The sequence below is a fragment of the [Clostridium] aminophilum genome (assembly GCF_900101295.1).
Lineage (GTDB): Bacteria > Bacillota > Clostridia > Lachnospirales > Lachnospiraceae > Clostridium_R > Clostridium_R aminophilum_A.
In genome coordinates, this window is sequence record NZ_FOIL01000016.1 from 19,251 (window position 1) to 33,019 (window position 13,769).

Below are 13,769 nucleotides of genomic sequence, written 5' to 3' on the forward strand. Positions count from 1 at the left end.
GGTTTTGTTTTGTATTACGGATATTATGGTTACTATTTTGATCCGACGTATTTTCTGATTCTGATCGCGATTGCTATCTCCGGCATCGCATCGATGAAGATGAAGTCGACCTTTCTCAAATACACCCGCGTTTCCTCCCGTCTCGGTCTGACCGGGGCGGAGACGGCAAAGCGCATTCTCGAGAGCCAGGGAATCTATGACGTTCAGGTGGTTCATGTGGCCGGCGAGCTGACAGACCACTATGATCCGAGAACACGCACCGTGAATCTCAGCGATCCGGTCTATGCATCGACCAGCATCGCGGCGGTCGGTGTTGCCGCGCACGAGTGCGGCCACGCGGTTCAGGATGCGGTTGGGTATGTTCCGCTGCAGGTGCGCGGCGCCATGGTCCCGGTGGTCAACATCGGTTCCTCCCTGTCCTGGCCGATGATTCTGATCGGCGTATTTCTCAGTCAGGGGCGTCTGATCAGCCTTGGAATCGTGCTGTTTTCGTTTTCGGTGATCTTCCAGCTTGTCACGCTCCCGGTGGAGTTTAATGCCTCCCACCGTGCGCTCCGGCTTCTGGAGTCCACCGGAATTCTGATCCGTGACGAAGTGAACGACACAAGAAAAGTGCTCACGGCTGCGGCGCTCACCTATGTTGCCGCCACCATCGGATCACTCCTTCAGCTGCTTCGTCTGCTGATCCTGTTCGGAGGAAGACGACGTGACGACTAAGAATACCGTGAGAGACATCGCGCTGGACGCTCTGCTGGAAATTCTGGAGCATGACCGCTACAGCCACATCGTCGTCGGACGGACGCTGGACAAGTTCCGCTATCTCAGCCGTCAGGAGCGCGCGTTTTTGAAGCGCCTGATCGAAGGCACGGTGGAGTGCCGGATTCAGGAGGATTATGTCATCGGTCAGTTCTCCACCGTGAAGATTAAAAAAATGAAGCCGGTGATCCGCACGATTCTGCGGATGTCCGTCTATCAGCTGTTCCATATGGACAGTGTGCCGGATTCGGCCGTCTGCAATGAAGCCGTAAAACTGGCGATGTCCAGAGGCTTTTCGGGGCTTCGCGGCTTTGTCAACGGCGTTCTGCGCAATATTGCCCGGAAAAAAGAAACCGTCACATGGCCGGACCGTTCGGTGCAGTACTCCATGCCGCAGTGGATCCTTGACCGTTGGGACAGAGACTGCGGAAAGGAAGCATGCGCTGCCATGCTGAAAGCTTTTTCCGAGCCCTCCGGAATGACGGTTCGCGTCGTGGAAGGACTGGAACCGGAGCAGGTGATCCGGTCGCTGAAGGAGGACGGTGCCGCCGTCACGGAACTCTGGCCGGACAGAAGAATCCTCCGCCTTGACGGAGTAGATCAGCCGGATATGCTCCGCGCATTTCAGGAAGGAAAGATCCGGATTCAGGATCTGAGCTCCGCTCTGCAGGGATATGCCGCCGGCTTCAAGGCCGGTGATACCGTCATAGATGTGTGCGGCGCGCCGGGCGGAAAAGCGATTCACGCCGCGGAGCTTGTGGGGCCGGAAGGCCATGTCACGGTCCGGGATCTGTCGGAGAATAAGATTCTTCTGACGGAGGCAAATATTGCCCAGACGGGGCTCTCCAATCTGACCGCCGAGGTTCGGGATGCATCCCGGTTTGCGGCGGAAGATGAGGAAGCCTGCGATGTCCTGATCTGCGACCTTCCGTGTTCCGGTCTGGGCGTCATCGGCAGAAAACCGGACATCCGGTATCACGCTTCCGAGGAGGCGATCCGGGATCTGGCAAAGCTTCAGCGGACAATTCTTGAAACAGTATGGAAATACGTAAAACACGGCGGAACGCTGGTCTACAGCACCTGCACCGTGACAAGAGAAGAAAACGAAGATAACAGGAGATGGTTTCTGGAACATTTCCCCTTTGAGGCGGTGGATATCACCGGCCGTTTCGGAGACGGCCTGAAGGATGCGACGCTGAAAGAAGGATACGTTCAGCTTCTTCCGGGAGCGCACCCCTGCGACGGCTTCTTTATCGCGGTCTTCCGCAGAATTTAACATACGCAGCGCGAAATCGGCGGGCATGACGGAACGCCCGTTTTCTCTGTTTGGGAAAGCGGGCGGCAAAGAGAAGTGTTCCATCGACTGCCTGCATGATATAACAGGATAAACAATGAGTGAAAAAACAGACATCCGGTCCCTCACCCTTGAGGAACTGAAAGAATATATGACCCGAATCGGGGAGAAGCCTTTCCGTGCGGCCCAGCTCTACCAGTGGATGCACGTCAAACTGGCTTCCTCCTTTGAGGAGATGACGAATCTGTCCAAAGATCTCCGGGCAAAACTGGCGGAGAACTCCGAATACGTTCATCTGGAGATCGCGGACGTCCGCATTTCCCAGATCGACGGGACGAGAAAATATCTTTTCCGCCTTGCGGACGGCAATGTGATCGAGAGCGTTCTCATGCGCTATCATCACGGCAATTCCGTCTGCGTGTCCAGCCAGGTGGGCTGCCGCATGGGCTGCCGTTTCTGTGCATCCACCCTGGACGGACTGGAGCGGAATCTGAGAGCTTCCGAGATTCTTGATCAGGTGTATGAGATCCAGAAGGATTCCGGCGAGCGGGTTTCCAATGTTGTCATTATGGGATCGGGCGAACCGATGGACAACTACGACAATGTAATCCGTTTTATCCGGCTTCTCACATCACCGGCCGGACTGAACATCAGTCAGCGCAATGTGACCGTTTCCACCTGCGGCATCGTTCCGGGCATCCGGAAACTTGCCGAAGAGGATCTGCCGGTGACGCTGGCACTGTCCCTTCACGCGCCGAATGATGCGGTGCGGAAGACTCTGATGCCGGTGGCGAATTCCTATCAGCTGAAAGATATCCTGGCCGCCTGCCATGAATATTTTGAGAAGACCGGGCGGAGGCTGACCTTTGAGTACAGCCTTGTGGCCGGTGTCAATGACAATCTTGAGGAGGCACGGCAGCTCGCCGAGCTGATCCGCGGTCAGCACGGCCATGTCAATCTGATTCCGGTCAATCCGATTAAGGAGAGAGATTATCGACAGTCGGACCGCCGTGCGATCGAGGCATTTCGGGATTACCTGGAGCAGAAGGGCATTCCGGTGACCATCCGCCGGGAAATGGGAAGAGATATCAATGGCGCCTGCGGCCAGCTCCGCAAGAGTTATATGGATAAGAATGTGACTGAGTAAACGAAAAGGAGATTCTTCCGAATGAGGATTTATGCAGCAACGGATATCGGCAGGAAAAGACCGGTAAATGAGGACTGCCTGGCTGCCGTCGAAACGCCGGTGGGTCCGCTGGACAATCTGATGATCATCGCCGACGGCATGGGCGGACATAAAGCCGGGGACTTTGCATCCCGGTATCTGGTGGATCATTTCACGGAAGCGGTTTCCGCGTCCGCAGATGCTTCGCCGATCCGCGTGATGCGTGAAGCGCTGGAAAAGGCAAACCTTCAGCTCTTCCGCATATCCCTTGAGCGGGACGAGTGCAAGGGGATGGGAACGACTGTCGTTGCCGGAACCACGTCGGAGGGGATTCTCTATGCCGCCAATGTCGGTGACAGCAGACTTTACCTGATCCGCGGCGGAAGAATCCGTCAGATCACCCGTGACCACTCTTATGTGGAGGAGATGGTCGAGAAGGGGCAGATGTCCCGCGGAAGTGACTCCTACCGGCGCAGCAAGAACATTATTACGCGGGCGGTGGGCATTGACCGGACGGTGGAATGCGACTTTTTTGAGGAGGAACTTCAGAAGGGGGATAAGATTCTTCTTTGCTCGGACGGTCTCACCAATATGCTGAGTGATGCGGAAATCCTCGCCATTGCCGAAGAGAACACCGGTCTGAAACAGAGAGTGGAAAAAATGATTCATCTGGCCAATGAACATGGCGGTAGAGATAATATCTCTGTCATCCTGGCGGAGCCGGAAACGAAAGAGGTGAACCGACATGATGCTTAAGGTAGGACAGTATCTGCAGAATCGATATGAGATTCTGTCGCTGATCGGCACCGGCGGCATGTCGGAAGTCTATCAGGCAAAATGCCACGTGCTCAACCGGCTGGTGGCGATCAAACTTTTGAAAGAAGAATACAGCACCGACGCGAATTTTGTCAGCCGCTTCAAGATGGAAGCGCAGTCTGCAGCCGGTCTTTCCCATCCCAACATCGTCAGCATTTACGATGTCGTCGATGAAGACAGTCTGCACTACATCGTCATGGAGCTGATCGAGGGCGTCACCCTGAAAAACTATATCCGCAACAAGGGGCGTCTGGAGAATCGGGAAGCCATCGGGATTGCCATTCAGGTGGCCCAGGGTATTGCGGCCGCGCACGATCAGCACATTGTTCATCGCGACATCAAACCGCAGAATATGATCATCAACAAGGACGGAAAGGTGAAGGTGGCCGATTTCGGCATTGCAAGAGCCGTTTCCTGTCAGACGGTCAACGGCAATGCCGTGGGGTCGGTGCACTATATCTCGCCGGAACAGGCAAAGGGCGAGTACAGCGATGCGCGCAGCGACATTTATTCGCTGGGAATCACGATGTTTGAGATGGTAACCGGAAAGACTCCTTTTGAGGGAGATACCCCGGTTCAAATCGCGCTTGCGCATCTGCAGCAGCCGATGCCCCACGCGGAGAGCCTGAACCCGGAGGTGAGCGCGGCCCTCAGCCGTATCATTTCCCGGTGTACCCAGAAGATGCCGGAAAACCGCTATCAGGACTGCTATGACCTGATCAGCGAACTCAGGAGAGCTCTGGTGGATCCGGAGGACGAACAGCTGAACCGTCAGGCGGAGAGCGACGACGCGCCGACACAGGTCCGCGGAGCGGATAATGACGGCCCGACGATCATTCTGGACCGGATTGCGGACAGCGCGGAATCTGTCAAGAGAAAAAATGCGAAGCCCGCAGCGGAAAAAGAAAACGCCGGAACGCCGGAAAAGACCGGAAAACCGGCCGCGGCCAACGGAAAGCCGAAGAACGGCGCATCCCGTGGAATCAGCCATGAGGCAAACCGCCATAAACACAAGGAAACCGCATCGCTGGACAAGATGCTGAATGCCATCGGTATTGCCGCCGCGATGATTATTGTCATCATCATTATTGTGATCGGTGTAAAGCTTTCCGGCCTGTTCAATGACAGTTTTTCCGATTCCGGCAAGAGCACGGAAATCAGTGCCGGGAGCGGAACGGAAGAAGCTGCTTCCGAGAGTGAATCGGAGAGCGGCTCCGAAGCCGAGAGCGTAGCGGAGGAGAGCAGCTCGGGCGAAATCATCCGTCTGGACTCCCTGAATCTGGTCGGCATGACTCTGGAAAATGCGAAGCAGGTGCTGTCGGACAAAAAACTGGAAGTCAAAATCGAGGAAGAGAACAACACGGATGTTGAGAAGGGAAAAATCATCCGTTACTCCCCGGCGGAAGCCGAGGCGGGGGACACGGTGACGCTGACCAGCAGTCTGGGGCCGGAAAAAATCATGGTCCCGGTTCCGAATATCACCGGAATGTCCGTGGAAAACGCAAAGGTGGTACTGGAGACCATCGGTCTTTCTCTCGGCATGGAAACCCGGACCAAAGACGATGCTGCGGCCGGAACGATCCTTTCCCAGTCGGCGGAGCCGCAGTCTGAGATCGCAAAGGGTTCATCCATCGACTATGTGGTCAGTGAGGGAAGAGACACGCATTTTGTGGCGGCAGTGAACGATACGCTTTCGCTGCAGGATTATTTCGGACCCAGTTCCGGCAACACGGAACTGAAGATCTCCATTGTCATGAAACAGGTGGTGGATGGAGAAAATCACACCAAAGTCGTGATGGACCCGACGACCATTATGGCGAATACCGCGCTTCCGGTGCAGTACAGCATCGAGGGGGCTGAGGGCGTCCGGAGAGGAACCCTTCAGGTTCTGGATCTGACGAATGACCGTGTGCTGAAGACCTATAATCTCACGTTTGTCGAGGTGGCCAAATAATGCAGGGAAAGATCGTGAAAGGCATCGCGGGCTTCTATTATGTCCACGACGGAATCGGTTCGGTTTATGAGTGCCGTGCGAAGGGCGTGTTCCGCAACCGGAAAGAAAAACCTCTGGTCGGAGATGACGTGGAGATCACGGTTCTGGACGGGGAGAACAAGATCGGCAGCGTGGACCGGATCCTTCCACGGAAGAACAGCCTGATCCGGCCCGCTGTTGCCAATGTGGATCAGGCGCTGGTGGTTTTCGCCGTGACCGATCCGGAGCCGAATCTGAACCTTCTGGACCGCTTTCTGATCATGATGCGGATGCAGAAGGTGCCGGTGATCATTGCCTTCAGCAAGGCGGATCTCACCGATCCGGAGGGTGAGGAAAGACTCCGCAGAATCTATGAACATGCCGGCTGCACCGTATGCTTTTTCAGCACCCGCAAACAGCAGGGACTTGACCGGCTGGACGGGCTTCTGGCCGGAAAGACGACGGTGCTCGCCGGCCCTTCCGGCGTCGGAAAATCGTCTCTCACAAACCATCTTCAGCCGGAAGCGGCGATGGAGATCGGAGAGCTCAGCCGGAAAATCAGCCGCGGCAAGAATACGACCCGACATTCGGAACTCTTCTTCGTGAAAGACGGAACCTTTGTCTGCGATACCCCGGGATTCAGTTCGATCTATGTCGACGGAATCGAGGCGAGGGATCTTCAGGCCTATTATCCGGAATTTGCGGAGCATGAGGACGGCTGCCGCTTTCTCGGCTGTGTTCATGTCGGTGAGCGGGAGTGCGGCGTAAAGGATGCGGTTGCCGCGGGAACCATCGCGGCGTCCCGCTATGAGAATTATCTTCTCATCTACGAGGAACTCAAGAATAAGAGAAGATACTGAGAAAGGAAGGTCCGCCGGCGTAAGACAGCAGTATGCCCGGGTCTCAATATTTATTACGAAACATGCAAAGGAGAGTATCATGATCATCTTATCACCGTCTGTTCTCGGAGCAGATTTCACAAAACTCGGAGAGCAGATTGCCGCTGTTGACAGAGCAGGAGCTGAGTACATTCATCTGGATGTGATGGACGGAAGCTTTGTGCCGAGCATTTCCTTCGGAATGCCGGTGATCGCTTCGATCCGGGGATGCACCGGGCGAATCTTCGACGTTCACATGATGGTGGAAGAGCCGGGAAGATTTGTCGATGACCTGAAAAAGGCAGGAGCAGACATTGTCTGTGTTCATCAGGAAGCCTGCAGACATCTGGACAGAACGGTCAATCAGATCCGTGAGGCCGGAATGAGTCCGGCGGTTGCGCTGAATCCGGCAACACCGGTGGAAACACTTTCCTGCATTCTTCCGTATGTGGACATGGTACTGGTGATGAGCGTCAACCCGGGATTCGGCGGACAGAAGTTTATCCCGTACACGCTGGAGAAAATCCGCGCCCTTCGCCGGATGATCGATGAGCAGGGTCTGAAATGCCGCATCGAAATCGACGGCGGCGTAAAGCTTTCCAATGTCGAGGAGATTCTTCAGGCCGGTGCAGATACCATTGTCGTCGGTTCCGGTGTCTTCAGCGGCGATGCCGAGAAGAATGCGGCCGATTTTATGGAAATTTTCCGCAAATATAACGCATGAGCAGATATGACTTTGAACAGAAGCCGGAAGGCGGTCTTTCCCGGATCACGAAACCGGACAGTGATTGCTGTCTGATCGTGACCGGCGGAGATCTCGCCCCGGCTTTTGCCGCAGACTTCATTCGCAGCAGAAGCTACGGCAGAATCATCGCTGCGGATGCCGGCCTGCGTTTTCTCGCACAGGCCCGGATTCTTCCCGATCAGATCGTCGGGGACTTCGATACGCTGGAGCCGGAGATTTTTGAACGGTTCGGGAGAGATGACCGCATTCAGCGGGATATTCACAAACCCGAAAAGGATGAGACGGACACGGAGCTTGCCCTGATGGACGCATTGAACGCAGGCTTTTACCGCATGGATGTTCTCGGCGCGCTGGGGGGCCGCATTGACCATGAAATGGCCAATATCCAGCTTCTTTACGAATACCGGAAAAAGGGGGCCTTCATTTCTCTGATCGATCCCCAGAACCGCATCAGCATGGCGTGGAGCGGCCGTTTGTTCCGGAAAGACGATCAATTCGGAAAGTACATCTCGTTTCTTCCGCTGACAACAAAGGTCTCCGGGATTACGCTGCGGGGGTTCAAATATCCGCTGAAAAAAAGGGATGTGGAGATGGGCCGGTCCCTTCTGATCAGCAATGAGATTGCGGACGACACGGCGGAAATCACCTATGACGGCGGGGAAATGATCGTCATCGAATCGTGCGACAAATCGTTCATCCGCCGGTAATTTTTGCTTTCATGATTCCGGCAGATGGTGTATAATCGAAAAAGTTATTATATTAAGGACATGGTGGGAGGTCATTATGTTAGATTTAAAGTTCCTCAGAGAGAATCCTGAGGCTGTTAAACAGAACATCCGCAACAAATTCCAGGACAGAAAGCTTCCGATGGTTGATGAAGTCATCGAGCTTGACAAGAAGAACCGCGAGGCGATTGCCGAGGCGGAGGAGCTGAGAGCGCAGAAGAACAAGATCTCAAAGCAGATCGGCGCGCTGATGGCTCAGGGCAAGAAGGAAGAAGCGGAGGAAGTTAAGAAGCAGGTAGCGGCCAATGCGGCACGCCTTGAGGAACTTTCCGGACTTGAAAAAGAGTATGCGGAAAAAATCAAAAAGATCATGATGGTAATCCCGAACATCATCGATCCTAGCGTTCCGATCGGAAAAGACGATTCCGAGAACGTGGAGGTGGAGAAGTTCGGAGAGCCGGTTGTTCCGGATTTTGACATCCCGTATCACACCGATATCATGGAGAGTTTTGCCGGAATCGATCTGGATGCGGCAAGAAGAGTTGCCGGTAACGGCTTCTACTACCTGATCGGCGACATCGCGAGACTTCATTCCGCCGTTCTGGCTTACGCCCGTGATTTCATGATCAATCGCGGATTCACCTATGTCATTCCGCCGTTCATGATCCACGGCAATGTTGTCAATGGCGTAATGAGCTTTGACGAGATGGATGCGATGATGTACAAGATCGAGGGTGAGGATCTCTATCTGATCGGTACTTCCGAGCACTCCATGATCGGCCGTTTCATCGATCAGATCGTACCGGAGCAGCAGCTTCCGATCACTCTGACATCTTATTCTCCGTGCTTCCGCAAAGAGAAGGGTGCACACGGCATCGAGGAGAGAGGCGTATACCGCATTCACCAGTTTGAAAAGCAGGAGATGATCGTCGTCTGCAAGCCGGAAGAATCCAATATGTGGTACGACAAACTCTGGCAGAATACCGTTGATCTGTTCCGTTCCATGGACGTTCCGGTCAGAACCCTCTGCTGCTGCTCGGGTGACCTTGCGGACCTCAAGGTGAAATCCCTTGATGTGGAGGCATGGTCTCCGCGCCAGAAGAAGTACTTCGAGGTAGGAAGCTGCTCGAATCTGGGCGACGCTCAGGCGAGAAGACTTCAGATCCGTATCAACGGCGAGGACGGCAAAAAGTATCTTCCTCATACCCTGAACAACACTGTTGTCGCTCCGCCGAGAATGCTCATCGCGTTCCTGGAGAACAACCTTCAGGCAGACGGTTCCATCCGGATTCCGGAAGTGCTCAGACCGTACATGGGCGGCAAAGAAGTTCTTGTTCCGAACTACAACAGCATCGAGAAGGCTGCCCAGAACAAACAGTAATTGAATCCGTAATGAATCCCCACGGGAGATTCTCATATGCGAAACGGCCCATACCGACCGGAGCCCTCAGGCTCCGGACCACCGGTATGGGCTGTTTTATATGCAGAAGTACGGGACTGTTCTGCACCGTGATCAGTGATGAGAACAAAGTCCGCCGCTGGTCACCGTTAGGTGACAGCTTTCTTACAGCGGCGTGCGCATCCTCCCTGTGAACCGAAACAACCGTCTTAATATTTGAGTCGGTATTATACTGTAAAGAATTATTTTTCTTCGGCCTCCCGCAGCAGAAGCTTCGGCACGGCCATGAGAGAATAGTTGGTGTGGTAAATGACAAAACCCGGAGCGGCACCGGCCACTTTGCGGAGTTCTCTGCGCTGAACGTAGTCAATCTCGACTTTGTCCGCATTTCTCCCCTTGCTGTAATAGGCGGCCAGGGCACCGGCTTCCTCAAAGGCACGGTCAGTCATCTCGCGGCCTCCGGTCTTCACGATGACATGAGACCCCGGAACCTTTTTGCTGTGAAACCACCAGTCATTGCCGGATGCGGTCTTAAAGGTGAGTTCCTCGTTCTGATAATTGTTCTTTCCGACATACATATCAAAGCCGTCACTGGAAATGTAATGGAAGGGGCGGCTGGTCACTTTCTCTTTTCTTCCGCGGGGCCCGTGGTGTCGGATGAAGCCGTATTCCGTCAGTTCCTGTCGGATCTGCGTCAGATCTTCTTCCTTCAGCGCAATCTCCAGAGAGGTGGAGATGGACTCCAGATGCTCGATTTCCTGTCTGGTCTCCGCGGTCTGGACAGAGAGCGCTTCCTGTGTGCGCTTGAGTTTCCCGTAGCGGTCAAAGAATTTCCGGGCGTTTTCCTGTGCGGTTTTCTGGGAATCGAGGGGGATGGTGATTTCTTCCCCGGTATAGTAATTCGTACAGGTGAGAGACTTTTCACCGCCCTGCAGTTCGTAGCCGTATGTATTCAGGAGTTCGCCGTAGACGCGGTATTTATCTTTCTTGTCTGTGTCCGCAAGCTGCTTTTCCTGCAGATCAAGCTTTTTGTAGTCCTTTTCCAGAAGATTGGTGACAATCTTCCGGAGATCCGCGGATTTCTGGCGGATCCGGCTGGTCACATCACGGTCACGATAGTAGGTCACGATGACACTGCTCATGGAAGCCATGGAGACCATGCGGGAATCTTCCGGAAAGCGGGTGATCGGAAAAGCGGAATATTCCACCGGTTCCTCGCCCTGATAGAGCACGCAGGGCGCAAATGCCCCCGCAGCCACATCCTCCATCACACGGCGGAAGCTGTGGGCGAGATGGACGCGGGCAGCCTCGGAAAGTCCGGACGCCGGCAGATCCGCATCCACGCCGGAGAGATGAACGATTTCCGAGGCGATGGACTGACTGATGCCGGTGTAGGTGCTGCTGAGCGTTTTGGCTGCCGGCACGTTTGAGGCCGACAGGACATGGAAAATGTTCTCCTCCGCTTCCTTCAGCGGATCGGTTTTCCCGACGGTATTCGGAAGAAAATACGGTCTTCCCGGCAATACTTCCCGGACTGATGACAGCGAAACCGGAACGTGTTTGATGGAGTCGATGATGACATTGTCATCCGACAGGAAAATGATATTGCTGTATTTGCCCATCAGTTCAATGACAAGGGTTTTGGTTCCGAGATCGCCCATTTCGTCCCGGTGTTCCACGTCAAAGCGGATGCATCGCTCCAGACCCGGCTGGGTGATGCTTTTGATCAGTCCGCCGCCGAGGTGCTTCCGCAGAAGCATACAGAAATTCGGTGCGGTCAGCGGAGAAGGTTTTCCGTCCTCCGTGATGGCCGCCAGCGGAAGCGATGCATTGGCCGAGAGCGTCAGACGGAGATTCTTCCGGTCCGGCGTCTTGACGGTGAGCTGCAGCTCATCCTTTTCGGTCTGCGCGATTTTTGAGATATGACCGCCGGTCAGGCGATCGTTGAATTCCCGTACCAGAGCGGCTACGGTAATGCCGTCAAATGCCATATTGATTCACAACTTTCTTTGAAATTCGATAAATTATATGATAAACATTTTATCATAATCGAAAAGAGGCGGCAAGGGACGGCACAGAGATGGTTGACGTGAACTTTGATTCGAAGTATAATATTTAGAACTATGGATGAAAGTCAGAGGTGATTCATTATGGTAAAAAGTATGACGGGTTTTGGAAGAAGTGAAGTGATCACTCCGGAATACCGTATGGCTGTTGAGATGAAGGCAGTCAATCACAGATACCTCGACCTTTCCATCAAGATGCCGAGACGGTTCAATTCTCTGGAAGCGCAGATCCGTGCCGTACTCAAAGAGTATATGGAACGCGGAAAAGTCGATGTCTACATCAACTATGAGGATTATGCGGAAAATCGCGTTTCTCTGAAATACAACCGCAGTATGGCGGCGGAGTATGTGAAATATTTCGGTCAGATGACGGAGGAATTCGGAATTGCCAACGATATTACGACAAGCCGGATGGCCTCTCTCCCGGAAGTATTTCTGATGGAAGAAGAGGACGACGATGAAGAGCATCTCTGGAAGATCCTGGAACCGGTTGTCCGAAGCGCAGCGGAGAAATTCGTGGAAGCAAGAGTCCGTGAGGGCGAAAACCTTCGCGCGGATATGCTGGCGAAGCTGGACGAGATGACGGTTCTTGTAGATGAGATTATCGAGAGATCTCCGGCAATCGTCGAAGAGTACCGGGCGAAGCTTCTCGATAAAGTGAGAGAACTCATCGGCGGAACGCAGGTGGATGAGAGTCTGATTGCGACGGAAGTGACGGCATATGCCGATAAGATCTGCACCGACGAGGAGACCGTCCGCTTAAAGAGTCATATCGGTTCGACGAGAAATGAACTCGAAAAGGGCGGCAGTGTCGGCAGAAAACTTGATTTTATTGCACAGGAGATGAACCGTGAAGCGAACACGATTCTCTCAAAGGCAAACGACATTTCGGTCAGCGACCGGGCAATCCTGCTGAAGACAGGAATTGAAAAAGTCCGCGAACAGATTCAGAATCTTGAGTAAAAAGGAAGGCTGTGCGTCTGACCGGATCTGACGCCGGACATTTTTCGCAAATATATCACAGAAAGAAGAGTTACAATGGATAATCGCGGTGTTTTAGCGGTGATTTCGGGGTTTTCCGGTTCGGGAAAGGGAACGCTGATGAAAGCGCTCCTTGAAAAATATGACAATTATGCACTTTCCGTGTCCTGGACAACCAGAAAACCGCGCGAAGGCGAAGAAGACGGAGTGTCCTATTTCTTCCGCACCCAGGAAGAGTTTGACCGTCATATCGAGGAAGACGGTTTTCTGGAATATGCGCGGTATGTGGATCATTCCTACGGAACTCCGAAACAGTATGTTTTCGATCAGCTGGATCAGGGAAAGGATGTGCTTCTTGAAATCGAGATGCAGGGAGCGCTTCAGGTGAAGGAGAAGTATCCGGATACTGTCCTGATCTTTGTCACACCGCCCAACGCCGAGGAATTAAAACGGCGTCTGGTCGGCCGCGGAACGGAAGATATGGAGACAATAAAAAAGCGTCTTGCCCGCGCGGATGAGGAATCCAAGGGGATGGAACAGTATGACTATCTTCTGGTCAATGACTCCATTGAGCGCTGTGCCGAGGAACTTCACGGAGTGATTATGGCAGCGCATGCAAGGATGGGAAACCATCTGGAGCTGGTAAACAATATTAAGGAACAGATGAAACAATTCTGAAGGGAGAATATGATATTATGATGTTACGTCCGTCTTTCAATGAACTGGTAGATGCAGCAAACAAGTATTCCGGTCAGGAGGAACCGGTTGTTGAGAGCCGCTATTCCATCGTTATCGCTGCTGCGAAGAGAGCAAGACAGCTGATCGACGGCGACGAGCCGCTGGTTGACCCGAAGGGCAGAAAGCCGCTTTCCATCGCCATTGATGAGATCTATCAGGGAAAGGTTCAGATTCTTTCTGAGGATGATACTGCGGATATCGACTGATATTCTCCGGACACTCAATTCTGACTAT

The 13,769-nt window shown here is 53.6% G+C and carries 13 protein-coding genes; 12 read left to right on the forward strand and 1 reads right to left on the reverse strand.

From position 1 onward, the window contains the following. Positions 1 to 9: 9 nt before the first annotated feature. From BMW41_RS05870 to serS, 9 genes are all read left to right on the forward strand, one after another. Positions 10 to 717, forward strand: a complete 708-nt coding sequence (locus BMW41_RS05870) for a zinc metallopeptidase (RefSeq protein WP_074649274.1) — start codon at positions 10 to 12, stop codon at positions 715 to 717. Beyond that, positions 707 to 2,032: a 16S rRNA (cytosine(967)-C(5))-methyltransferase RsmB gene (rsmB, locus tag BMW41_RS05875; RefSeq protein ID WP_074649275.1), complete on the forward strand. Its 1,326-nt coding sequence runs from the start codon at positions 707 to 709 to the stop codon at positions 2,030 to 2,032. Before BMW41_RS05870 ends, rsmB begins: the two co-directional genes overlap by 11 nt. A 115-nt stretch (positions 2,033 to 2,147) precedes the next feature. Then, on the forward strand, positions 2,148 to 3,197 hold the full coding sequence (rlmN, locus tag BMW41_RS05880; protein ID WP_074649276.1) for a dual-specificity RNA methyltransferase RlmN: 1,050 nt from the start codon (positions 2,148 to 2,150) through the stop codon (positions 3,195 to 3,197). A gap of 21 nt (positions 3,198 to 3,218) precedes the next feature. After that, positions 3,219 to 3,971 (forward strand): Stp1/IreP family PP2C-type Ser/Thr phosphatase, encoded by a 753-nt coding sequence (locus BMW41_RS05885; RefSeq protein ID WP_074649277.1) that lies wholly within the window; start codon positions 3,219 to 3,221, stop codon positions 3,969 to 3,971. Further along, the gene (locus BMW41_RS05890) at positions 3,964 to 5,985 is read left to right on the forward strand and encodes a protein kinase domain-containing protein (RefSeq protein WP_420341567.1); all 2,022 of its coding nucleotides are present in this window, start codon (positions 3,964 to 3,966) and stop codon (positions 5,983 to 5,985) included. Before BMW41_RS05885 ends, BMW41_RS05890 begins: the two co-directional genes overlap by 8 nt. Continuing rightward, entirely contained in the window at positions 5,985 to 6,863 is an 879-nt protein-coding gene (gene rsgA / locus BMW41_RS05895) for a ribosome small subunit-dependent GTPase A (RefSeq protein WP_074649279.1), read from the forward strand. Before BMW41_RS05890 ends, rsgA begins: the two co-directional genes overlap by 1 nt. 79 nt (positions 6,864 to 6,942) lie before the next feature. After that, positions 6,943 to 7,605: a ribulose-phosphate 3-epimerase gene (gene rpe, locus BMW41_RS05900; RefSeq protein ID WP_074649280.1), complete on the forward strand. Its 663-nt coding sequence runs from the start codon at positions 6,943 to 6,945 to the stop codon at positions 7,603 to 7,605. Next, positions 7,602 to 8,333, forward strand: coding sequence for a thiamine diphosphokinase (locus BMW41_RS05905; RefSeq protein WP_083378806.1), 732 nt, complete (start codon positions 7,602 to 7,604; stop codon positions 8,331 to 8,333). The genes rpe and BMW41_RS05905 overlap by 4 nt, the downstream gene beginning before the upstream one ends. Before the next feature lie 76 nt (positions 8,334 to 8,409). Next, on the forward strand, positions 8,410 to 9,732 hold the full coding sequence (gene serS / locus BMW41_RS05910; protein ID WP_074649281.1) for a serine--tRNA ligase: 1,323 nt from the start codon (positions 8,410 to 8,412) through the stop codon (positions 9,730 to 9,732). Between the two features lie 260 nt (positions 9,733 to 9,992). Here the strand turns inward: serS and BMW41_RS05915 are convergent, their stop codons facing one another. Beyond that, entirely contained in the window at positions 9,993 to 11,741 is a 1,749-nt protein-coding gene (locus BMW41_RS05915) for an Rqc2 family fibronectin-binding protein (protein WP_074649282.1), read from the reverse strand. 159 nt (positions 11,742 to 11,900) lie between these two features. Between BMW41_RS05915 and BMW41_RS05920 the strand changes: the two genes are divergently transcribed. The 3 genes from BMW41_RS05920 to rpoZ all read left to right on the forward strand — a co-directional run bounded on the left by BMW41_RS05920 (position 11,901) and on the right by rpoZ (position 13,741). Then, complete coding sequence (locus BMW41_RS05920) at positions 11,901 to 12,779, forward strand: YicC/YloC family endoribonuclease (RefSeq protein WP_074649283.1); 879 nt, start codon at positions 11,901 to 11,903, stop codon at positions 12,777 to 12,779. Positions 12,780 to 12,854: 75 nt separating this feature from the next. Continuing rightward, entirely contained in the window at positions 12,855 to 13,475 is a 621-nt protein-coding gene (gmk, locus tag BMW41_RS05925; RefSeq protein WP_074649284.1) for a guanylate kinase, read from the forward strand. 20 nt (positions 13,476 to 13,495) lie between these two features. Continuing rightward, positions 13,496 to 13,741, forward strand: a complete 246-nt coding sequence (gene rpoZ, locus BMW41_RS05930; protein WP_177171173.1) for a DNA-directed RNA polymerase subunit omega — start codon at positions 13,496 to 13,498, stop codon at positions 13,739 to 13,741. Positions 13,742 to 13,769 lie beyond the last annotated feature (28 nt).